Annotated in this window: 22 protein-coding genes; all 22 read left to right on the top strand. The window is 46.1% G+C overall.

The window, feature by feature from the left end; all coding sequences use genetic code 11:
- Positions 1-4 precede the first annotated feature (4 nt).
- The 22 genes from AC0J2X_RS03145 to flhB all read left to right on the top strand — a co-directional run bounded on the left by AC0J2X_RS03145 (position 5) and on the right by flhB (position 20,603).
- A complete protein-coding gene (locus AC0J2X_RS03145) occupies positions 5-403 on the top strand; it encodes a glycosyltransferase family protein (RefSeq protein WP_472995741.1) in 399 nt (132 codons plus the stop codon).
- 2 nt (positions 404-405) lie between these two features.
- Positions 406-654 (top strand): hypothetical protein, encoded by a 249-nt coding sequence (locus tag AC0J2X_RS03140; RefSeq protein ID WP_472995740.1) that lies wholly within the window; start codon positions 406-408, stop codon positions 652-654.
- Positions 655-697: 43 nt separating this feature from the next.
- Complete coding sequence (locus AC0J2X_RS03135; protein ID WP_472995739.1) at positions 698-904, top strand: hypothetical protein; 207 nt, start codon at positions 698-700, stop codon at positions 902-904.
- A gap of 268 nt (positions 905-1,172) precedes the next feature.
- Positions 1,173-1,973, top strand: coding sequence for a flagellin (locus tag AC0J2X_RS03130; RefSeq protein ID WP_472995738.1), 801 nt, complete (start codon positions 1,173-1,175; stop codon positions 1,971-1,973).
- A gap of 163 nt (positions 1,974-2,136) precedes the next feature.
- Entirely contained in the window at positions 2,137-3,600 is a 1,464-nt protein-coding gene (locus AC0J2X_RS03125) for a sigma-54 dependent transcriptional regulator (protein WP_014975900.1), read from the top strand.
- A gap of 136 nt (positions 3,601-3,736) precedes the next feature.
- Positions 3,737-4,879: a sensor histidine kinase gene (locus AC0J2X_RS03120; protein ID WP_472995737.1), complete on the top strand. Its 1,143-nt coding sequence runs from the start codon at positions 3,737-3,739 to the stop codon at positions 4,877-4,879.
- A gap of 16 nt (positions 4,880-4,895) precedes the next feature.
- Complete coding sequence (locus AC0J2X_RS03115) at positions 4,896-6,233, top strand: sigma-54-dependent transcriptional regulator (protein WP_472995736.1); 1,338 nt, start codon at positions 4,896-4,898, stop codon at positions 6,231-6,233.
- A 241-nt stretch (positions 6,234-6,474) separates the two neighbouring features.
- Positions 6,475-6,810, top strand: a complete 336-nt coding sequence (fliE, locus tag AC0J2X_RS03110; protein ID WP_014948630.1) for a flagellar hook-basal body complex protein FliE — start codon at positions 6,475-6,477, stop codon at positions 6,808-6,810.
- Positions 6,811-6,822: 12 nt separating this feature from the next.
- Positions 6,823-8,517, top strand: coding sequence for a flagellar basal-body MS-ring/collar protein FliF (gene fliF, locus AC0J2X_RS03105; protein ID WP_101563697.1), 1,695 nt, complete (start codon positions 6,823-6,825; stop codon positions 8,515-8,517).
- Positions 8,518-8,529: 12 nt separating this feature from the next.
- A complete protein-coding gene (gene fliG / locus AC0J2X_RS03100) occupies positions 8,530-9,570 on the top strand; it encodes a flagellar motor switch protein FliG (protein WP_014975903.1) in 1,041 nt (346 codons plus the stop codon).
- A 39-nt stretch (positions 9,571-9,609) separates the two neighbouring features.
- Positions 9,610-10,392, top strand: a complete 783-nt coding sequence (gene fliH, locus AC0J2X_RS03095) for a flagellar assembly protein FliH (protein WP_014975904.1) — start codon at positions 9,610-9,612, stop codon at positions 10,390-10,392.
- Positions 10,385-11,719 carry a flagellar protein export ATPase FliI gene (gene fliI, locus AC0J2X_RS03090; RefSeq protein ID WP_014975905.1) on the top strand — a complete coding sequence of 445 codons (1,335 nt, stop codon included), beginning with the start codon at positions 10,385-10,387 and terminating at the stop codon, positions 11,717-11,719. The genes fliH and fliI overlap by 8 nt, the downstream gene beginning before the upstream one ends.
- 72 nt (positions 11,720-11,791) lie before the next feature.
- Complete coding sequence (fliJ, locus tag AC0J2X_RS03085; RefSeq protein WP_014948635.1) at positions 11,792-12,238, top strand: flagellar export protein FliJ; 447 nt, start codon at positions 11,792-11,794, stop codon at positions 12,236-12,238.
- A 351-nt stretch (positions 12,239-12,589) separates the two neighbouring features.
- Positions 12,590-14,905 carry a flagellar hook-length control protein FliK gene (locus AC0J2X_RS03080; protein ID WP_014975906.1) on the top strand — a complete coding sequence of 772 codons (2,316 nt, stop codon included), beginning with the start codon at positions 12,590-12,592 and terminating at the stop codon, positions 14,903-14,905.
- Between the two features lie 217 nt (positions 14,906-15,122).
- Positions 15,123-15,662 carry a flagellar basal body-associated protein FliL gene (gene fliL / locus AC0J2X_RS03075; protein WP_014948637.1) on the top strand — a complete coding sequence of 180 codons (540 nt, stop codon included), beginning with the start codon at positions 15,123-15,125 and terminating at the stop codon, positions 15,660-15,662.
- Between the two features lie 27 nt (positions 15,663-15,689).
- The gene (gene fliM / locus AC0J2X_RS03070; protein WP_014948638.1) at positions 15,690-16,748 is read left to right on the top strand and encodes a flagellar motor switch protein FliM; all 1,059 of its coding nucleotides are present in this window, start codon (positions 15,690-15,692) and stop codon (positions 16,746-16,748) included.
- 17 nt (positions 16,749-16,765) lie between these two features.
- A complete protein-coding gene (fliN, locus tag AC0J2X_RS03065; RefSeq protein ID WP_014948639.1) occupies positions 16,766-17,173 on the top strand; it encodes a flagellar motor switch protein FliN in 408 nt (135 codons plus the stop codon).
- Between the two features lie 28 nt (positions 17,174-17,201).
- Positions 17,202-17,654 (top strand): flagellar biosynthetic protein FliO, encoded by a 453-nt coding sequence (gene fliO / locus AC0J2X_RS03060; protein WP_239299888.1) that lies wholly within the window; start codon positions 17,202-17,204, stop codon positions 17,652-17,654.
- Positions 17,647-18,402 carry a flagellar type III secretion system pore protein FliP gene (gene fliP / locus AC0J2X_RS03055; RefSeq protein WP_014948641.1) on the top strand — a complete coding sequence of 252 codons (756 nt, stop codon included), beginning with the start codon at positions 17,647-17,649 and terminating at the stop codon, positions 18,400-18,402. Before fliO ends, fliP begins: the two co-directional genes overlap by 8 nt.
- A gap of 8 nt (positions 18,403-18,410) precedes the next feature.
- Entirely contained in the window at positions 18,411-18,680 is a 270-nt protein-coding gene (fliQ, locus tag AC0J2X_RS03050; RefSeq protein WP_012517675.1) for a flagellar biosynthesis protein FliQ, read from the top strand.
- A 12-nt stretch (positions 18,681-18,692) separates the two neighbouring features.
- A complete protein-coding gene (gene fliR / locus AC0J2X_RS03045; RefSeq protein WP_014975908.1) occupies positions 18,693-19,472 on the top strand; it encodes a flagellar biosynthetic protein FliR in 780 nt (259 codons plus the stop codon).
- A gap of 6 nt (positions 19,473-19,478) precedes the next feature.
- Complete coding sequence (gene flhB, locus AC0J2X_RS03040) at positions 19,479-20,603, top strand: flagellar biosynthesis protein FlhB (protein WP_069943908.1); 1,125 nt, start codon at positions 19,479-19,481, stop codon at positions 20,601-20,603.
- Positions 20,604-20,635 lie beyond the last annotated feature (32 nt).

Genomic DNA, 20,635 nt, shown 5'->3' with positions numbered 1-20,635 from the left:
CAACTTGATAAGGTTATGGTACGCCACTGCCCCTTTTGTTACATCTAATGGTTTGGTTAGCGTTTCTGCAGAGCTAAAAAGTGCAAAGAAAGACTCTTACTTTGCAGCTACCAGTTTCCCTTTCCCGATTCAGCGTGCGTTTTACTTCAAGCCGCAAGGCGATATTGAGATGTTTGACAAAAAGCTCATGAAAACACGATATCCAGACCTACAAGAAGCCTATCATAACGCAGGGCAATTTTACTGGGGAAAAGCTGACGCTTTTCTTCAAAACTTGCTTATCTACTTCCATCATGCTAGCGCGCATTTGATGCCAAGATACCGCGTACAAGATATTGATACCGAGGGAGATGGGGAAACAGCAGAACTTTTATTTAGCGCGATGCAGAGTCGAGGGTTGTAAGGGTGGGCAATTCTGTTACGGTGCTGTTCCGCGCGGATATTGCAGAGTATATAAGAACAAGCCGCATCATGCTCTGCCTGACGTTGGCTAAGTTGCTGTTTGAACGTGGCGTATCGATAATCTTTATCTCGCAGCTTCATAAGGAGCATTGTTTAGATAAAGAAAGAGGTGCAGGTTTTAAGGTTATTGAGCTATTTGTGGATGAGCCCGCTAAATACGAGGGAGTTGGTGCCCTCATGCTAGTTGGTTAGGTGGTACAGAACTGATTGATGCAGAGATGTCATTGAAGGAAGTTTGGCTATCGTAAATGCAATAGCAAGACGTTTCAAAGGTTGCGAGAATAAATTCATTAAAGCCTTAGAAGATATGGGTAATACTGCCTCTGTATCCGTTCGGCTCATACTGGAAAACTGTTTAAATAGCGACAACAGAACGCGACTCGTATTGAGCGGGTTTTGTGTAGGGTTTAAGCGACCCACCAGCCTATTAGAGAGGAATTAAGATCCTGTTATCAATATAGACTTGCCGTCAAACATAGATCGCCCACGATTTTTATGATTATCGTTTAAATATATCATGTGTCGGCAACAATGCCATAAACCATTAGTTTTTAACGAGTCTTCCTTAAATAAAAAGTGAAATACTCAACAGTAACGATACCGTTGAGCCGTTGGGTATTCATTTTCATACTCTTTAAAAAAACAGTCACTCGTTATTCTTCTGTCTATTTACTACACTATATTAAGTGAAAGTTTAATAGGGTAGCCTCATGATTAAAATAGGTTCCGATTCAGGTAACTCACTTCTCAGCCAAGTGCAAGAGAAGCAAGAATCCTTGATGGAAAAGCTTGCCAGTGGTAAGAAAATTAACGATGCAACTGACGGCGCAGCGGCCCAGCAAATCATCGATCGGTTAACTTCAGAAGTAGAAGGCAACCGCCAGGCTATTAATAACGTTTACGACGGAATTTCGGTGGCGCAGGTTGCAGAGGGTGGTTTAGGCAGCATCAATGACGATGTAAACCGCATTCGCGAACTTACCTTACAATCTGGTAATGGTGTTTTGAGCAGTGGCGATCGCCGTGCTATCCAATCTGAAATAACACAGCTACAAGAGAATATCTCCCAAACCATTGAGCAGACGAATTTTGCTGGCAAGCCGTTATTATCTGAAAATGGCTCACTTGAATTCCAATCAGGTTCAAGTGCGGGCCAATCAATAAGCGTCAACACACAGGATGTTGCTGCTCAATTAAACGATGTACTGGCTATCGATATTACGTCGGGAACCAGCATTGAAGATGCGCTAGGTGCAACTGATGCTGCAATTGAAACGCTCGGTAACGCGCGAGGCGATTTAGGTGCTACCCAAAACCGTTTCGAAAGTGCGGCGCGTTCTCTTACTCAAGCTAACGTGAACACCGCTGAAGCGCGTAGCCGCATTCAAGATCTTGATTTTGCTCAAGCTGTGTCACAGCAGGCGTCAAACGATGTGCTTGGTCAGGCGGCGCTAACCGTTCAAGCGCAAGCGAATCAGCAGCAAAGTCAGGTTTTATCACTGTTGAGTTAAACCAACGTACGTTAATTTTGCTAAAATTAATCGAAAGAAGCAGGGTAACCTGCTTTTTTTATTGATACATTTCCGAAAACAGCGGTTGCGCTCCGATCTTTTGTCGTTACAATTTATAAATGCGCTAAACTGTAAATAATAACAAAGCGTTCTCGGGGAATTGATGAAGAACATTTTGCTGGTTAGTGACAACCAGGAACTTATTCAAAACTTGGAAACTATCGTTACCTTCATGGGAGAATCGTGTCAATCGCGAGGCTTTAGTGATTGCGAACGGTATTTGCAAGATAGTGGAGCTGATGCTGTTCTTATAGAGCACATATCGCCAGCCATAGTCAGTGGACTGGTTGAGAAGTTTCCTCACATACCATTTGTAGCATTGGTTGAAAATAATAGCCAAGCATCAGCAGGTTGTAATCTCGTTAGCGTTATTGCAACGCCATTAACCTATCCCGTTTTGACCCAAGCTATCCATCGTTGCCAAGAATACTCAAGGCGCAAACCGAGCTTGTCTCGTACATCGGGAACAAAGACGCGACTGTTTAGAAGCCTTATTGGTAAAAGCGAACAAATACAAATAGTTCGTCGATTAGTTGAACAGGTTGCTCCGACTGATGCCACTGTCTTGATTCTAGGAGAGTCTGGAACGGGTAAAGAGGTCGTTGCACGTAATGTTCACTTCTTATCTGAACGCAAAGACGGGCCATTTATTCCGGTAAACTGCGGTGCCATTCCTGGCGAGCTGCTAGAAAGCGAGCTATTTGGTCACGAAAAAGGGGCGTTTACTGGCGCAATCAGCGCGCGTAAAGGCCGTTTTGAGTTAGCGGAAGGCGGTACGTTGTTTTTGGATGAAATCGGCGATATGCCGCTTCAGATGCAGGTTAAATTATTGCGCGTGTTGCAAGAGCGTACCTTTGAGCGCGTAGGCGGCAACAAGCCCCTTCAGTGTAACGTACGCATTATCGCTGCGACGCACCGCAACCTTGAAACAATGATCAGTGAAGACAAGTTCCGTGAAGACTTGTATTACCGACTCAACGTATTCCCAATTGATAGCCCTGCACTTAGACAAAGAAAAGACGATATCCCTTTACTACTCCAAGAGCTAAATAGTCGTATCCAAGGTGATGGGGTGGAAGGTGTGCGCTTTACCGAGCAAGCGATCGCCTCGTTAATGGAGCACGAATGGGCGGGCAACGTTCGTGAGCTGTCTAACTTGGTTGAACGCTTAACAATTCTTTATCCTGGTCAAATCGTTGATATCGCCGATTTACCTGAGAAATATCAATACGGTGATGTACAGGCTTACGAGCCTGATTATCCAGAAGAAATTCTTGAGCGTGAAGCATTCAATGCACTCTTTGCTGAAGCGGCCGCGCAAGAGCCAGAAGAAGACCTTGACGAGCAAAGCCACGAGGGTTTGAACGGAATGGTTTCTTCATCGTTACCTGAGGAAGGGGTTAATCTCAAAGAGTACCTTTCTGAGTTGGAAGTAAATCTCATTCGACAAGCGTTAGACAATCAAGATTGGGTGGTGGCTCGAGCTGCCGACAAACTCGGAATGCGTAGAACAACGCTTGTTGAGAAAATGCGGAAATATGATATTCAGCGCACTGAAGAAGCGTAATGTCAGGTAATTGACGTTACGCTTTTCTTTTAAATTCTTCTCTATCTAATTGATAAATAAGCCAATGATGAATTGGCACATCTTCTGCTTTATCTAAGTCATAGTTTAACAGCGTCTGCAATTTGACGAGGGTAATATGGCTTTTGACAGCACACCACAATCTACTGAGTACTCAGCATCAAGCTATGCGTTAGATAGTATTGATAATGCGATATCTCATGATGAATGCGACCCCTCAAGCAGTGACGATATTTCGTCTTTGCGGTTGCAGGCGAGTCGACTTGAACACTTACTTCAGGTAATGCCTGCGGGCGTTATCGTTATAGACGGCAAAGGGATCGTACGCCAAGCCAATGAACAAGCGAAAGCACTGTTAGGTGAACCGCTGGAAGAGGAAGTGTGGCGAAGTATTATCACGCGCTCATTCAAGCCTCGCGCTGACGACGGCCACGAAGTCTCACTTGTTGACGGTCGCCGAGTGAAGCTTTCTATCACGCCATTAGAGAATGAGCCTGGACAATTAATTGTTATTACCGACTTAACCGAAACGCGGCAGCTGCAAGCACGCGTGAGTCATATGCAGCGCCTGTCTTCTTTGGGAAAAATGGTAGCATCTTTGGCTCACCAAATTCGTACGCCTCTTTCTGCGGCCATGCTCTATGCGTCTAATTTAACGCGCAAAGGCTTGGGACAAGAAGCACAAACTCAATTTGCAAACAAGCTAACTGACAGGCTTAAAGAGCTAGAGAGTCAGGTTAACGACATGCTGCTGTTCGCTAAGTCAGGGGAAGAACAAGTGGTCAGCCAAATTAGCTTGGGAGAGTTGTTTACTTCAATTGAAGGCAGTGCCCAAACCATGACGGCTCAAGCACAGCAAACGCTAACTTTTAGCGGCTTCGATAAAAACGTATCTATCACCGGCAATCTTACAGCGCTTCAGGGCGCGTTATTAAACCTTGTTCACAACGCGAGCCAAGTTACTCCGAAAGGGGAGTGCGTGCACGTAGAAACTGCAGTGTCTGGTGAACGTTTGCATGTGGCCATTATAGATAAAGGTCCTGGCGTACCGGATAAACTCAAAAACAAAATTTTTGAACCGTTTTTCACAACTAAAACTCATGGCACGGGCCTTGGCCTTGCGGTTGTTAAATCCGTCGTAAACGCCCACAACGGTTTGCTTAGCGTATCAAATATGCCAGAAGGTGGGGCGTGCTTTAGTGTGTCTTTGCCGTGTGTGGTGAATGCTCAATCTTCACAAACATTGACTCATGTTGCGTAGGTCATAGGAGAGAATAATGTCTAAAACTACCATTTTAATTGTTGAAGATGACGCAGGATTACGCGAAGCACTCCTAGACACCCTCTTATTAGGTAACTATGAGGTTGTTGCCGCTGACTGTGCTGAAGAAGCGTTAATGGTGCTGTCTTCACGCTCCGTCGATTTAGTGGTAAGCGATATTCAAATGGGCGAAATGAGCGGTTTAACGCTACTTAAAAGTATCAAAACTAAGTACCCCAATATGCCGGTGCTATTGATGACAGCCTATGCCACTATTGATGATGCCGTGCAGGCAATGCGCGATGGCGCTACAGACTATCTATCAAAACCGTTTGCCCCAGAAGTACTGCTTAATTTAGTGGGACGCTACGCGCCGGCTCAAAAAATAGAGTCTCGCACGCCTATTGTTGCTGACCCTTCAAGCTTGAAGTTACTTGAGCTTTCTCGCAAAGTCGCGAAGTCCGACGCCACTGTGATGGTAATGGGACCAAGCGGTTCGGGTAAAGAAGTGCTGTCTCGCTATATTCACGATCAGTCGCCGCGAAGTGATGCGCCATTTGTCGCCATCAACTGTGCAGCCATACCAGAGAACATGCTAGAAGCGACCTTGTTTGGTTACGAAAAAGGTGCGTTCACCGGCGCAATCCAAGCTTGCCCGGGTAAATTTGAACAAGCCCAAGACGGTACGCTGTTACTTGATGAAATAACCGAGATGGATTTGGCGCTTCAAGCTAAACTGCTACGCGTGTTACAAGAACGCGAAGTAGAGCGTCTTGGCGGACGTAAAACCGTTAAGCTCAACGTCCGCGTTATTGCTACAAGTAACCGAGATTTGAGAAAAGCAATGGATGCGGGAGAGTTCAGAGAAGATTTGTACTATCGCTTAAATGTATTCCCTATCGAGTGGCGCCCGCTTTCGGAACGTCCGGGTGATATTGTCCCTCTCGCCGAACATCTGGTTCAGCGTCACGCTAGTTCTCAAGGGCTGGGTACTATCAGGTTAAGCGCAGCAGCACGCAATAAGCTGTCACAATACAGCTGGCCAGGGAACGTTCGCGAACTAGAAAACGTGGTTCAAAGGGCGCTTATTTTATGTGAACACAATGAAATCGACGCCAGCGATTTAATGATTGACGAAGACATGACTGCACCTGTTGAAACACTGCAAGAGCATGTTGAAGAAAATAGGCTAGGGTCTGAGCTGCGCTACCAAGAACATCAAATTATCCTCGATACATTGGTGTCGTGTAACGGCAAGCGTAAAGATGTGGCAGAAAAGCTCGGCATTAGTCCAAGAACCCTTCGTTACAAATTAGCGCGCATGCGCGAAGACGGTATTGAAGTGCCCGCATAAGGTCTATTTCTACACTTTCGGTTTCCTCGTCCTTATCCGTCGCCTCTGTAGTAAAGAAGGCGGCGGTTTTTTGTTGCTCACACTAAGTCAAACGCCATAAATTTGGCTAACCCTCTTATTTTTGATTTATCTTCTTGATATGTATAGCTTTTTAAAGTTGGCAAGCCCTTTGCTAAATCCCCTCTATACATAAGTTATACGCCGATGTTCAGGCGGTCTCGAAAAAGCACTAGGAGTGGTTATGGACGTTAAAGCCAATAGTTTGTATCAAGAAATGCAGAACATGATTGGGCAAACTCGTCTTCAAGTTAATGAGCCTCAACAGCAGCCGCTTAGTGAAGTTAATAGCTCGGCAAGTGATTTCTCGACCATGCTAAAGAATGCGGTAGATGGTGTAAACGGCATGCAGCTCGAATCAAAAGACGCGCAGCAGCGTTTTGAAATGGGCGACCCTAACTTAAGCCTAGCTCAAGTTATGCTGACGAAAGAAAAGGCGGGCATTGCTTTTGAAGCCACTGTTCAAGTACGTAACAAAGTACTTGAAGCCTATAAAACAATAATGAATATGCCGGTGTAGGTGGAGTAGGTTATGGCTGAAGCTACAGGTACAAACCTTACGGTTCCTGATCAGAATCAAGCAGTGGACAATGAGCCAGAAAACAAATCTGGTTTTATGGACACTTTAGGTAGCGCAGATATGATGCGCCAAATGGCCCTTGTGGTTGTTTTGGTAATCTGCGTCGCCATCGCTATTTTTATTCTTATCTGGTCGCAAGAACCTGATTACCGTCCACTTGCGAAAATGGAAACCCAAGAGCTTATTGAAACCCTCGATTATATGGATGCGAACCAAATCGACTATAAGCTTGAAGGCAATATTGTTTACGTAAGAAGTGACGAATTCCAAAATATTCGTTTAGGCATGACCCGCCAAGGGTTAACTAAGGTCTCTGATGCCGGTACCGATATCATTATGCAGGATATGGGGTTTGGCGTGAGCCAGCGTGTTGAGATGGAACGTCTAAAACACGCCCGCGAGCAACAAATCGCGGCCACTATCGAAGATATCGCAAGCATTCAAAAAGCCCGTGTCTTGTTAGCTATGCCTAAAGAGAACGTATTTGCGCGAAGAGAGAAGAAAGCGTCGGCAACCGTTGTGCTAACGGCTAAGCGCGGTGCCGTTATTGCAGGTGAAGAGGTTGATGCTGTTGTCGATATTGTGGCGTCTGCAGTGCAAAACATGGAGCCGTCTAAGGTAACCGTAACAGACAGCAATGGTCGTCTGCTTAACTCAGGCTCTCAAGATTCTATGAGTGCTCGTGCCAGAAAAGAATACGAGATTGAGCGCCAGCGTGAGCAAGAGTACTTAGAAAAAATTGACGCGATACTGATTCCAGTATTGGGCATAGGTAACTACACAGCACAAGCTGACGTTACCATGGACTTTACAGCTATGGAACAAACACAGCGTAGCTACAACCCTGATTTACCTGCGGTTCGCAGTGAAATGATAATGGAAGAAAACAGCGTAGGTGGAGGTGTTGGCGGTATTCCTGGTGCACTGTCTAATCAGCCTCCGTTAGATTCTAATATTCCAGAAAATGCTGTGGGCGGCAGTCAACAAACTATGCCGGGGCGCACAGCGAAAGAATCAACACGCAACTACGAACTTGATACCACTATCAGTCATACCAAGAAACAGACAGGGGTTATTCGCAGATTAAGTGTATCTGTGGCGGTGGACTATACCCAAGTTGCGGGTGAAGACGGTGCGATGACGCCAACACCGCGTAAACAAGAAGAGATTCTCAACATACGTAGGCTTTTACAGGGCGGCATTGGCTTTGACGTTACCCGTGGTGATTCGTTAGAAGTTGTAAGCGTGCCCTTTACTCGGATGGACGCAGGGGAAATTGAAGACGCGCCTATTTGGGAGCAGCCCGGATTTCTACCAATTCTTAAGCTAGTTGTTGGTGGCTTGGTTATAATAGTGCTTATCATCTTCGTGATTCGTCCTATGCTACGTCGTCTTATTAATCCTGATGAGTCGAACGACGCCGATGAATTTGATGCAGACGAGGGCTTAGATTTAGGCGACGACACCATTAGCATGTTAACGTCTGACTTTGACGAAGGACAGGTAGGTTTTGCGCCAGATGGTTCACTCATGCTGCCTGACCTGCACAAAGATGAAGATGTACTTAAAGCTGTACGTGCCCTTGTGGCCAATGAACCTGAGTTATCAGCCCAAGTCGTGAAGGGCTGGTTAATGCAAGACGAGTAGTGAGATAAGATTATGGCTGAAGAACTTGCCAATGTTGACGAGCCGTCATACGACGTCAGTAAATTAGAAGGCGTAGAAAAAGCGGCCATCTTGCTGCTGAGTCTTTCTGAAGAAGACGCCGCCCAGATATTGAAACACTTAGAGCCCAAGCAAGTACAAAAGCTCGGTACTGAAATGGCAAAAGTGGACGATATGACGCAAACCAAAATTACGGCGGTTCATAAGCACTTTATCGAAGAAATTCAGAATTACAGTACCATTGGCTTCCAAAGCCAAGACTTTGTTAAACGTGCGCTAACAGCCGCGTTAGGTGAAGATAAGGCGGCAAACCTAATTGATCAAATCCTGATGGGAAGCGGTGCAAAAGGCCTAGACTCATTGAAGTGGATGGATTCTAAGCAAGTAGCCAGCATTATTCGCAATGAGCACCCGCAGATTCAAACTATCGTATTGTCTTATTTAGAGCCTGAACAAAGTGCTGAAATATTGGCGCAGTTCCCTGAAAAAGTGCGACTCGACTTGCTAATGCGTATAGCAAATCTAGAGGAAGTTCAGCCGGCTGCACTACAAGAGCTGAACGAAATCATGGAGAAACAGTTTGCAGGTCAAGCGGGTACACAAGCAGCCAAAATGGGCGGCTTGAAGTCTGCAGCGAACATTATGAACTACCTAGATACCGCGATAGAAGGTCAGTTGATGGATGCTATTCGCGAGCAAGACGAAGAGATGAGCCAGCAAATTCAAGACCTGATGTTTGTATTCGACAATTTAGTCGATGTAGACGACAAGGGTATTCAGGCCATACTGCGCGAAGTACAGCAAGACGCGCTGCTTAAAGCCATTAAAGGTGCTGACGAAGAGCTCAAAGACAAAATTATGCGCAACATGTCTAAGCGTGCTGCTGAAATGCTTAATGATGATTTGGAAGCGCTCGGTCCTGTGCGTATTAGTGAAGTGGAAACAGCGCAGAAAGAGATCCTTTCTGTTGCCCGTCGACTTTCTGACTCTGGTGAAATCATGCTTGGTGGTGGCGGTGGCGAAGAGTTCCTGTAGGAACGCTAGTCCCGTCACTCATTTAGCCTAGGTAAATATATGACTGCCAAAAAAAGTTTCAGCGAAAACGAAGTAAATGAAGCTAAAAAATGGGACCTACCTTTCGTTGATGACCCCACTGCACCCCGAGAAAACGAGCCGACCAACGCGTTAAACAAACGTTCGGACTGGAAGTATGAACCGCCTGAAGTTGAGGAAGAGATTAAGCCGCCTACCGCTGAAGAAATAGAAGCTATACGTCAGGCTGCTTATGATGAAGGTTATCAGGAAGGTAAAGAAAAAGGTTTTGAAGAAGGAAAAGCGCAAGGCCTTGAAGCAGGTTTAGCGGAAGGTAAAGAGCAAGGTCACACCGAAGGACTTGAACAAGGGCTTGAAGAAGGCCGCCAGCAAATGACGGCACAAGCCGAAGTGTGGCAAATGCTTGCTGAAAAATTTCACGACCCACTCTCGCAAGCCAACGATGAAACCCGAGATCAATTGGTAAAACTCGCCGTTACTCTTGCAAAAGCAGTTATTAAAACAGAGGTAAGTACTAACCAACAGGTTATAATGCAGGCGTTAAGCGAAGGTATTAAGGCGCTACCAATTAATCAAGCTGACTATCAAATTCATATGAATCCTGAAGATATTGAATTGGTAAAAGAGCATTTTGGTGAAGAGGAAATTACCAAAAAAGGCTGGAATTTGGTTGAAGCAACAGCAATGGAACGCGGTGGCTGTGACATTACCACTGTGCAAAATGCCGTAGATGTGTCGATTGAGCGTCGATGCCGCGACGTTATCGATAAGTTTCTTTTAAACCAAGGTTTATCTAATGACTAGCCCTTGGCATGCCCATTTTGAATCACTTACTAAACAAGTGACATCGCCACCCGTTGTTGCAGCGGGAAAATTAGTTCGGGGCATAGGGCTTACCCTTGAAGCTGTAGGTTGCCAGCTGCCGGTGGGCAGTCAATGTTTAGTGCAAACCATTGAAGGCGAAATAGAAGCTGAAGTAGTTGGCTTTGGTGATGATATTACCTATTTGATGCCCACTGAAGCGGTTCGCGGTATTGTGCCAGGGAGTCGCGTTATGCCGTTAAACCGGCAAAGCGGTTTGCCGGTAGGTATGGGACTGTTGGGTCGTGTGGTCGATGGCAACGGTCAGCCCCTTGACGGACTGGGTGAAATTAATGCCGACGCGCGAGCTCCCACCACGCGTCCTCCTATGAACCCGCTCATTCGCCGTCCAATCAACACCCCTATGGATGTTGGCGTACGTGCCATCAATGCGTTAAATACGGTTGGCGTTGGTCAGCGTATGGGGCTTTTTGCAGGAAGTGGCGTGGGTAAAAGTGTGCTACTTGGCATGATGACCCGAGGCTGTGAAGCCGATGTGGTCGTGGTTGGGCTTGTAGGTGAGCGTGGCCGAGAAGTAAAAGAGTTTATCCACGAAATACTGACAGAAGAAGAACGCCAACGGGCGGTTGTAGTGGCAGCGCCAGCCGATACTTCACCGCTTATGCGTTTAAAGGGCTGTGAGACGGCGGTAACTATCGCTGAATATTTTCGTGATAAAGGCATGAAAGTACTGCTGCTGATTGATTCTTTAACACGCTATGCCATGGCGCAGCGCGAGATTGCGTTGGCTGTGGGTGAGCCACCGGCCACAAAAGGTTATCCGCCTTCGGTGTTTGCTCGGCTGCCCGCACTAGTAGAACGTGCAGGTAACGGCAGCGAACGACAGGGCTCTATAACGGCTTTTTATACGGTGCTAACCGAAGGTGACGATTTGCAAGACCCCATTGCCGACGCCGCTCGCGCAATTTTGGATGGTCACGTAGTGTTGTCGCGAACCCTTGCCGATAGCGGTCATTACCCTGCTATTGATATTGAGGCGTCAATAAGCCGTGTAATGCCTATGGTCGTGAGCGAAGAACATCAATTGATGGCGCGTCGTATTCGACAAGTTTATTCAAACTACAAACAAAACCAAGACCTCATTTCTATTGGCGCTTATGCGAAAGGATCAGACCCGCGTATTGATCTGGCAATTCGCGCAGAGCCTGCAATCAACGCTTTATTGCAGCAAGGGATGAAACAAGTCATACCGTATGACGAGAGCTTAGAAGGCATGGCTGCACTAGCTAAAGGGCTGGGGCAAGGCTAATGTATAGCGCTGCAATGCAAGTTAGCTTGCCTGTGATCCAGAAGTCATCAACTTTCCAAAAGGTATCGCATAATGTCTAAACAACTAGAACGTTTAGCCGAATTCGAGCGCGAAAAAGAGCAGCGAGAAGCCCGATACTACAAACAGGCCCAACAGAACGTTAATCAGCAAAAGCAAAAGCTAACCAGTCTTGAGCAGTACCGCATTGACTACATAAAAGGTATTCAACAAACCGGTCAAGCAGGTGTTACCGCCACCTATTATCAGCAGCATTTATCCTTCGTTGGAAAACTGGATAAAGCATGCGAACAACAGATGCAAGTGATTGCTCGTGCACAAATGGCGGCGGATCAGCGAAAGCAACTTTGGCTAAAGCAACAACAAAAAGTGAAAGCTGTTACCTTGTTGCTAGATAAGAAAAAGTTGGCAGAGCAGAAAAAAGAAGCCAGAGCTGAGCAGGCCATGATGGATGAGTTCGCTACCCAACGATTTTTCAGAGCTAAGCGCTCGCCTTTCTGATAATTAGTCGAGCCTCTGCCACTTTGGCTCAACCCTTGCAAAAACCATTTCATAATGTACTAGCGCGACGTAATTACTTTGCAATCGCTACTACGGTAAATCATCGTTTCTTTGAGTTTCATCACACAGTATAGCGTTTGAAATTCAGCGAGGGCGACTAAGGGCCGTAGCGAAAAATCATAGCGATACATGCTGACTAAGTAATGCTAAGTGATTGTAATTAAAGTAAGCGTTGGTGGGTTTGCGATGAAATGGCATCAAGTTTTTTGTAATAAAACGCCAAGTGAATCATTCGCATCACGATACGTCTTCTTGGTGAAAGACGATTTAAATGTAGGACGGTAGGACAATATGCAACAAGTTGCCGCACGTAAAACAGACATTGCCGCATTACCATTCTCTGCTTCTGGTACGGCGAAAGCCGTTGGAACGGGTATCGGAACTCAGCAACAAGCGAACAATGAAAATAACCAAGCATTTAACCGACTTTATCAAGACGCGAAAACGACCAAGTCAGATTTTGTTTTAAACGAAAAAGAAGATCAGGTTGCTCAATCTCGAGCAGCAAACCGTTCGGACAGAGCGGCTCCCCAATCTTCAGTCTCCAGTGACACGATCAAAAATGGTAAAGACCGCGATGCGGGACATACGGATTTACCTGTTCGTGACGAAGTGACAGATATTCCAGCTGAGTCTGAAGCTGACTCTCATAATGCAAATCAAGAAGAAAATGCAACGCTTGGTGCACACGAGGTTGCGCAAGGTTCAGCAACGACAACGCAGCCTTCAACTGACGGTGAAAATACCAATCTCGTTATTGACGACGCTGAAGGCGCCGTTGAACAAAAAAACGTGACCGACGCCCAGTATGTCATTGGAGAAGGCGGCAGGAAAGATGCCGAGGCTGGCGTTATTACCTCACCTGGCACGCCAGATGGAAAGCCAAGCAAAGACGACGGCGAGCCAGACTGGATTGCCTACGTTGAGACGGTAGCCAATCGTTTTGGAAAAAGTGATGAATCTTCAGGTGAATCAGGTACCACAGAAGATAAGGGTATCTCTGAAGCTGCAGGCGAGGCAGTTAACGTCGTATCTATAAAAGAAAGCGGAAAACTTTGGAAGCTTCCGGAGGATGTGGATGCGAGCGATATGCCATCGGTCATGGCTCATCTTTTGTCGCAACTTAATAGTAACAATGATGGTGAATTAGCCATCGAATCCCTGTCGTCTGAAGCACAACAAACACTCACTGCACTAACTTCACTTCTTATTGGTGGCAACGCTAACAATCAACAGAGTGGAAGTGATAGTGAAACGAACAATGCGTCTTCAAATGCGCAAACCGATATCAATACTAATTCAGATAAAAAAGTAAAAAATGACAATGAGCTTTCAGCATTAATTGCCAAGCTCATGCAGACTGAGCACACAGAAAATCCCGAACAAGGTCTAGCGTCAGACACTGAAGCCGCAAATGCATTAAGCGGTATGTTAGAAACGTTAAATGGGCTATCTGAAAGCGGTAAAAAATCGGCCGATGAATCGCTCGTACTAAGTCTACTAGCAGATGAACTTAACAATATTCAGGCCAAATCTCTTGATGACAATCTCGCTGAGGCTCAAGAGTTATTGGCCGAGTTAACTTCAGAGACAGCTGTTGCCGGCAGCGTGGCGATTAATGCAGCAGCATCAAACGACGCTAAATCAGCATCATCTGAGGGGCTGTTAAACGTTGAAAACAGCGGTGAGCAAACCAAGGTAGTTGATTCTTTTGGTGCTACAGAAATTTCAAGCGACCTGCTTTCAGCGATAAGTGAGCTATCGCCACAAAGCGCGCAAAAGGCAACAGAAGCGTTTGCAGAGCGTGTAGTCGCGGCTCTGCCTGGTGGTGCACAGCAACAAGCGGTGAAGGCTAACATTATCGCTGGCATTAACGAGTTTCAGCAACAAGTCCAGCAAGGTAGAGAGCCTGGCATTGATTTATCAACTATTGTAGCCGATGCCGCAAAAGATGCTGCGGTAAGTGCTGATGTGGTTGCTTCAATGACAGCGCGTGTAGACGGTCAAGCCAGTCAATTCTTAAATTTGATGACGCAAACTCAAGCAAGTGCTCAACACGCTATTGCTGGATTGGTCAATCCAACTGAATCGGTTATGCAGGAAAACTCTCAGCTTCGCGCTGAAGCGTCAAAAACTCAGCAGCAGTTTGAAGGTTTTGATAAAGCGGTCAATATTCATAAGAGCGACGGCCAGCAGCAGCTTAGTGAGAAAATTCGCTGGATGGTTAATGCGCGAAATACCATGGCTGAAATTCGCTTAGATCCTCCCGAGCTTGGCAGTATGCAGGTGAGAGTAAATGTGGCGGGTGACGCTGCAAGCGTGAGCTTTGTTGTGCAATCACAGCAAGCTAAAGATGCGTTGGCCGATGCTATGCCTAAGCTAAGGGATATGCTCTCAGAACAAGGTATTGAGTTAGGCGACGCCCAAGTTAGGAAAGATAATTCTTCTGGTCAAGAAAATGGCCAGCAACTTGCAGGAAACAGTCACCAAGGTCAGGGAGCTGGGGATCGTGGAGAAAATGACGGTGTAGACGACACGGATGGCATGCGGGTTATTGAGCAGTCGATTTCGCGCGCGGACAAGGGCGGCATAGACTTTTACGCTTAACCACATCCCGTATGAATTATTACCAATAGGTCGCATAGAGAGAATACGTAAACGCTGCTATGTTTTGAATGAAAGGAGTGAGCAGTAGGTGGTATTAGGAAGCGTGAAGACGCAAAAAATTACCCGTACACATATTGTTTTCCTCAAATTATGGCATTGCCATTTTTGACGGAACCTTGATAATACGTTTTTTCCGAGCATTACTGACGAGTTACACATGGCTGAAGAAGAATTACAAGTAGAAGAAGGCGGTAAAAAGAAAGGCAAAATGATGTTGATCATCATTATCGCTGTGGTTCTTTTAGGAGGCGGTGCAGCTGCCTATTTCTTATTGTTTGCAGGCGGTGATGAGCCAGCAGCCGAACAGCTTGCAGAGACTGATGCCGCCGCAGCGGCTGCGAGCGCACCAGCATCAGCAGCAGGGAAAGCTGAAATGGGCACTGCGCTTTACGTAGCGATGCCGCGACCATTTGTTTTTAACGTGCCGGGCGCAGGAAGAGACAGGTTGGTTCAGATAAAAGTGCAGTTGCTTGTGCGCGGTTCTGACAATGAAGAGCTGGCGAAGACGCATATACCGCTAATTGAAGGGACATTACTACAGGCTTTTAGTACTTCAAACGCAGACGATCTGGTTACCGAAGCCGGTAAAATTGAGCTTCGCGAGCAGGCAGTAACTGAAGTACAAAAAGCATTAAAGGACATTACGGGCAGCGATGTAGTTGAGCGCGTATTGTTCACTGGGTTTGTCATGCAGTAATGCATTGACTAAGTAAGGTAGAAGACGGTGAGTGATTTATTATCTCAAGATGAAATCGATGCCCTATTACACGGGGTAGATGATGTAGAAGAAGAAGAGGTCGGCGGCAGCGACTCTGATGCTTCTACGCTCGAGTACGACTTCTCCTCGCAAGACAGAATAGTGCGTGGGCGTATGCCTACGCTTGAAATAGTTAATGAACGTTTCGCACGTCACATGCGTGTGAGTTTGTTCAACATGATGCGACGTTCAGCTGAAGTATCGATTAACGGTATTCAGATGATCAAGTTTGGCGAATATATTCATACGTTATTCGTTCCAACGAGTTTGAACATGGTGCGTTTCCGTCCACTTAAAGGTACGGGGCTTATCACCATGGAAGCCCGCTTGGTATTTATTCTGGTAGACAACTTCTTTGGTGGTGATGGTCGCTATCATGCGAAAATTGAAGGCCGGGAGTTTACGCCAACGGAGCGCCGTATTATCCAGATGCTGCTTAAAATAATCTTTGAAGATTATAAAGAAGCCTGGGCACCGGTCATGGATGTGTCGTTTGAATATTTGGACTCAGAAGTAAACCCTGCGATGGCGAACATTGTGAGCCCGACCGAGGTGGTGGTCATCAGCTCGTTCCATATCGAACTAGATGGCGGCGGTGGCGACTTCCACGTGTCCTTGCCATACTCAATGTTAGAGCCCATTCGCGAATTGCTTGATGCAGGTGTTCAAAGCGATAAAGAAGATACAGACTTACGTTGGAGTAAGGCCCTTCGCGATGAAATCATGGACGTTAAGGTGGCGTTAACTACGCATATGCTAGACGTTGATGTACCGCTTCGCGATGTGATGGAGTTTAAACCTGGCGATATCATCCCTGTGGAGATGCCAGAAACCATCACAGTATTAATTGAAGATTTACCCACATTCAGGGCTAAATTAGGTCGCAGTCGCGACAATTTGGCACTGAAAATTGTAGAGAAGATTGCAAGACCGACTTCAGTGAAGTCTGAGCTACAGTTATTAACCCGCGGTGGGCGCATTATTGATAATGACGCAGAACTGCAAGTACTCGAAGAAGACCTGTAAGGTAGAGGGGAGTTCCCATGAGTGAAGACGGTATGGACGATTGGGCAGCGGCAATGGCCGAACAAGCCGAATCTGAAGCGGAACAAGAGGCTGGCGATAACGAAGACGTACAAGTTGCTGAACTTGACGAATTAACTGACGACGCGCCGATTACGCAAGAAGAAAAGAAAAAGCTAGATACTATTTTAGATATTCCTGTGACTATTTCGATGGAAGTCGGTCGTAGTCAAATAAGTATCCGAAATCTGCTACAGTTGAACCAGGGTTCTGTGGTGGAGCTGGATCGTGTTGCCGGTGAGCCACTAGATGTATTAGTTAATGGCACGTTGATTGCTCATGGAGAAGTAGTAGTGGTCAACGACAAATTCGGTATTCGATTAACGGATGTTATTAGTCAAATTGAGAGAATCAAGAAGCTCAGATAAAACTTCTTATAAAATAAGGGGTTGCGCAATGCTGCCCCTTTTATTTAGCCAGATAGCCGTCGCGCAGTCGACCCAGTCAATTACCAATCCCACGTCGGTACTGTCAATTTTCCTATCCTTGCTCGTCGTCGTTGGCGTCATTTTCGCCCTGGCTTATGTGATGCGTCGATTTAATGTCACTGCGATGGGTGGAAATCAAATTAAAGTCGCGGCCAGCATGGTTGTTGGCACAAAAGAAAAAATTATGGTGATTCAGGTAGGTGAAGAGCAGCACCTCATTGGTGTAACCAGTCACAACATCTCTCATTTAAGCAAATTAGATAAGAATCTCGATGTGCCTGTGAAAGGTGTGAACAAAACCACAGGCGAGCAACAAAATGGTGCCGATGCGTTTAAACAAAAACTTGTTGCTGCCATGGCGGAAAAGCTCAACCCGAATATAGAAAAGAATAAAACAAAGGAAGAGTCGAGAGATGCGTAAGTTTGCCTGGCTACTTTTAATACTGCCCTTATTACTTCTCGTTGAGCCCGCCTATGCTCAACAAGGGATTTCTGCAGTCACGGTTACAACCAATCAAGATGGTTCTCAAGACTACACCATGACGCTTCAAGCGCTGTTTATCATGACAGCGCTAAGCCTTATTCCTGCGTTTATCATGATGATGACCTCTTTCACGCGTATTATTGTGGTGTTGTCTATTTTGCGTCAGGCGATTGGCTTACAACAATCACCGTCAAACCAGATACTCATTGGCGTTAGTTTGTTTTTATCCATGTTTATTATGGCGCCGGTATTCGAAGAGGTGAACGAGCGAGCTTTACAGCCTTACCTTAACGAGCAGCTCACCAGTTTAGACGCTCTTGAGCAAGCCAAAGGCCCAATGCGTGCGTTTATGCTTTCTCAAACACGGGTAAAAGACTTAGAAACGTTTGTACGAATAGCCGGAGACGAAGGAAAATACGCTGATACCAATGAAGTACCGCTAACCATCCTTATTCCCGCATTTGTAACCAGTGAACTTAAAACCGCGTTTCAAATTGGTTTTATGCTATTTATTCCCTTTCTTATTATTGACTTGGTAGTAGCGTCTATATTGATGGCTATGGGGATGATGATGCTTTCACCTATGATTGTATCCTTGCCGTTTAAACTCATGTTGTTCGTGTTAGTTGATGGTTGGAACTTGATTTTTGGCACGTTGGCGACCAGCTTCGGTATGGGCGTCTAGGAGGGCTTATGTCACCAGAAGTCTTTGTAGAAATACTGCGAGAAGCCATGTTCATGGTTATCGTGTTGGTATCTGCGGTGATTGTTCCAAGCTTGATCGTAGGCCTAGTTGTCGCTGTTTTTCAGGCGGCGACCAGTATCAACGAGCAAACCATGAGCTTCTTACCTCGTTTACTTGTTACGCTTCTCGCGCTTAGCTGGGGAGGCAACTGGCTAGTGCAACAGCTTATGGACTTTACTTTCAGAATGGTTGATATGATCCCGCAGGTTGTGGGATAGAAGGCTAAAGCTGTGGAAGTCGAACTCGCGACCATCAATCAATTCCTAGCAGACATGCTGCTGCCGTTTATGCGCATTAGCGGCTTATTCGTGGCCATGATTGGCTTGAGTGCTAAATCCATTCCACCGCAGGTAAGAGCCTTGTTGGGTATAATGCTCACACTCATTATCATGCCGGTAGTGCCTCCGTCACCCATAGAAAATTTGGTGGATGTGGGCACATTTTTAATCGTTATTCAGCAATTACTTATTGGCATTGCTATTGGTTTTATATCAATGATGGTGCTCAATACCTTTGTGCTTGCTGGCCAAGTTATAGCAATGCAAACCGGTTTGGGCTTTGCGTCTATTGTTGACCCAGTCAATGGTATTAACGTGCCAGCGGTAGGTCAGTTTTATCTGATATTGGCGACTTTGTTGTTTTGGACTTTGGATGGGCATTTGTCCATGATCCAAATGATAGTCATGAGCTTTGAGGCGTTTCCCATAGGCGAAGCATGGTGGACCGGTGAACAGTTCCGCGATATTGCCCATTGGGCCGGCTGGATGTTTATATCGGCAGTGACCCTCTCCCTTGCGCCAATCGTCTCGCTGCTTATCGTGAACTTGGCGTTTGGCGTAATGACCAAAGCTGCACCACAGCTAAACATTTTTAGTATTGGTTTTTCCATTGCTCAGGTAATGGGATTACTGATTATTTGGATAACACTTGATAACTTTACTGCACACTTCGAAACCCAATGGTTTAGAGCCGAACAGTTTATGTGTGAACTATTGAATATTTGTTCGTAGGAAAACATGGCAGATTCAAGCGAAAAAACAGAAGACCCCACGGGGAAAAAACTCGAAGATGCCCGAAAAAAAGGGCAGCTAGCCCGATCCCGTGAACTCTCTACGACCCTAGTACTTATCGTCAGTGCTTTTATGTTCTTGTTTGTGGGCGGGTGGATTGCTGAATCTGTTTTTAAACTTACTCAGAGAATGTTCATTCTCTCTCGTGACGAAACCTATGATATCACCCACATGTTTGGCGCATGGGGTGAAGCCTTTTCGGCAGTAGGTCCTGCCGTGCTGCTATACATGGTTGTGGCAATGATAGCGGGCATTTATGGCTCTATCGCCCTTGGCGGTTTTAACTTTACCTGGGAAGGTGCAAAACCTAAGGGTTCAAAAATGAGCCCTATTCAAGGCTTCAAGCGTATGTTCGGCATGAACGGCTTGGTTGAGTTACTCAAGTCTATAGCGAAAGTGGTGGTCATAATTGGCATGGCCATCGGAGCGTTACTGTTCTTTGAAGATGAAGCGCTCCACCTTGATATGGAGCTTTATCCGGGAAACTTCTTTCACGCACTCGACATGCTTAAGTGGGCGTTTCTTATTCTGGTGTGCGGCATGATCCCTATCGCGCTCATTGATGTGCCTTATCAAATGTATAAGCACAACAAAGAAATGAAGATGACCAAGCAAGAGGTTAAAGACGAACGGAAAAATGCGGAAGGCGACCCTATGGTTAAAGGCCGAATTCGCCGTCTGCAATATCAGGCTGCAACCAAGCGCATGATGCAGGAAGTGCCACAAGCAGACGTAGTGGTGACTAACCCGACCCATTTCTCGGTTGCTATCAAGTATGATGAGAAGGGAGTGAGGGCGCCGGTTGTGGTCGCTAAAGGTGCTGATGAGCTGGCGATGCACATCAGAAAAATTGCTACCGCCAACGATGTGCCGCTGATCCCTTCTCCCATGCTTGCCCGCGCCATTTTCTACTCCACAGAAGTGGACGATGAAATTCCTAACGCCTTATTTATGGCGGTAGCGCAGGTGCTAGCGCACGTTTATCAGTTGAAAGCGCATAGAGCAGGGAAGGGCAAGCGACCTAAGCCGCTTAAACGAGATTTGCCAATACCACCAGAATATCGACGTTAATTGCGCAGTAAACATCGAAAAGTTTTAGCGTA

This window comes from Alteromonas sp. R7 (genome assembly GCF_055755235.1).
Note: the sequence above shows the minus strand (reverse complement) of the source record. Positions and strands in the feature narration are given on the sequence as shown.

Excerpts from the sequence above, each read along its gene's own strand:
- AC0J2X_RS03130 (WP_472995738.1), top strand. The coding sequence starts at position 1,173 with ATGATTAAAATAGGTTCCGATTCAGGTAACTCACTTCTCAGCCAAGTG.
- AC0J2X_RS03125 (WP_014975900.1), top strand. The coding sequence starts at position 2,137 with ATGAAGAACATTTTGCTGGTTAGTGACAACCAGGAACTTATTCAAAAC.
- AC0J2X_RS03120 (WP_472995737.1), top strand. The coding sequence starts at position 3,737 with ATGGCTTTTGACAGCACACCACAATCTACTGAGTACTCAGCATCAAGC.
- AC0J2X_RS03115 (WP_472995736.1), top strand. The coding sequence starts at position 4,896 with ATGTCTAAAACTACCATTTTAATTGTTGAAGATGACGCAGGATTACGC.
- fliE (WP_014948630.1), top strand. The coding sequence starts at position 6,475 with ATGGACGTTAAAGCCAATAGTTTGTATCAAGAAATGCAGAACATGATT.
- fliF (WP_101563697.1), top strand. The coding sequence starts at position 6,823 with ATGGCTGAAGCTACAGGTACAAACCTTACGGTTCCTGATCAGAATCAA.
- fliG (WP_014975903.1), top strand. The coding sequence starts at position 8,530 with ATGGCTGAAGAACTTGCCAATGTTGACGAGCCGTCATACGACGTCAGT.
- fliH (WP_014975904.1), top strand. The coding sequence starts at position 9,610 with ATGACTGCCAAAAAAAGTTTCAGCGAAAACGAAGTAAATGAAGCTAAA.
- fliI (WP_014975905.1), top strand. The coding sequence starts at position 10,385 with ATGACTAGCCCTTGGCATGCCCATTTTGAATCACTTACTAAACAAGTG.
- fliJ (WP_014948635.1), top strand. The coding sequence starts at position 11,792 with ATGTCTAAACAACTAGAACGTTTAGCCGAATTCGAGCGCGAAAAAGAG.
- AC0J2X_RS03080 (WP_014975906.1), top strand. The coding sequence starts at position 12,590 with ATGCAACAAGTTGCCGCACGTAAAACAGACATTGCCGCATTACCATTC.
- fliL (WP_014948637.1), top strand. The coding sequence starts at position 15,123 with ATGGCTGAAGAAGAATTACAAGTAGAAGAAGGCGGTAAAAAGAAAGGC.
- fliN (WP_014948639.1), top strand. The coding sequence starts at position 16,766 with ATGAGTGAAGACGGTATGGACGATTGGGCAGCGGCAATGGCCGAACAA.
- fliO (WP_239299888.1), top strand. The coding sequence starts at position 17,202 with ATGCTGCCCCTTTTATTTAGCCAGATAGCCGTCGCGCAGTCGACCCAG.
- fliP (WP_014948641.1), top strand. The coding sequence starts at position 17,647 with ATGCGTAAGTTTGCCTGGCTACTTTTAATACTGCCCTTATTACTTCTC.
- fliQ (WP_012517675.1), top strand. The coding sequence starts at position 18,411 with ATGTCACCAGAAGTCTTTGTAGAAATACTGCGAGAAGCCATGTTCATG.
- flhB (WP_069943908.1), top strand. The coding sequence starts at position 19,479 with ATGGCAGATTCAAGCGAAAAAACAGAAGACCCCACGGGGAAAAAACTC.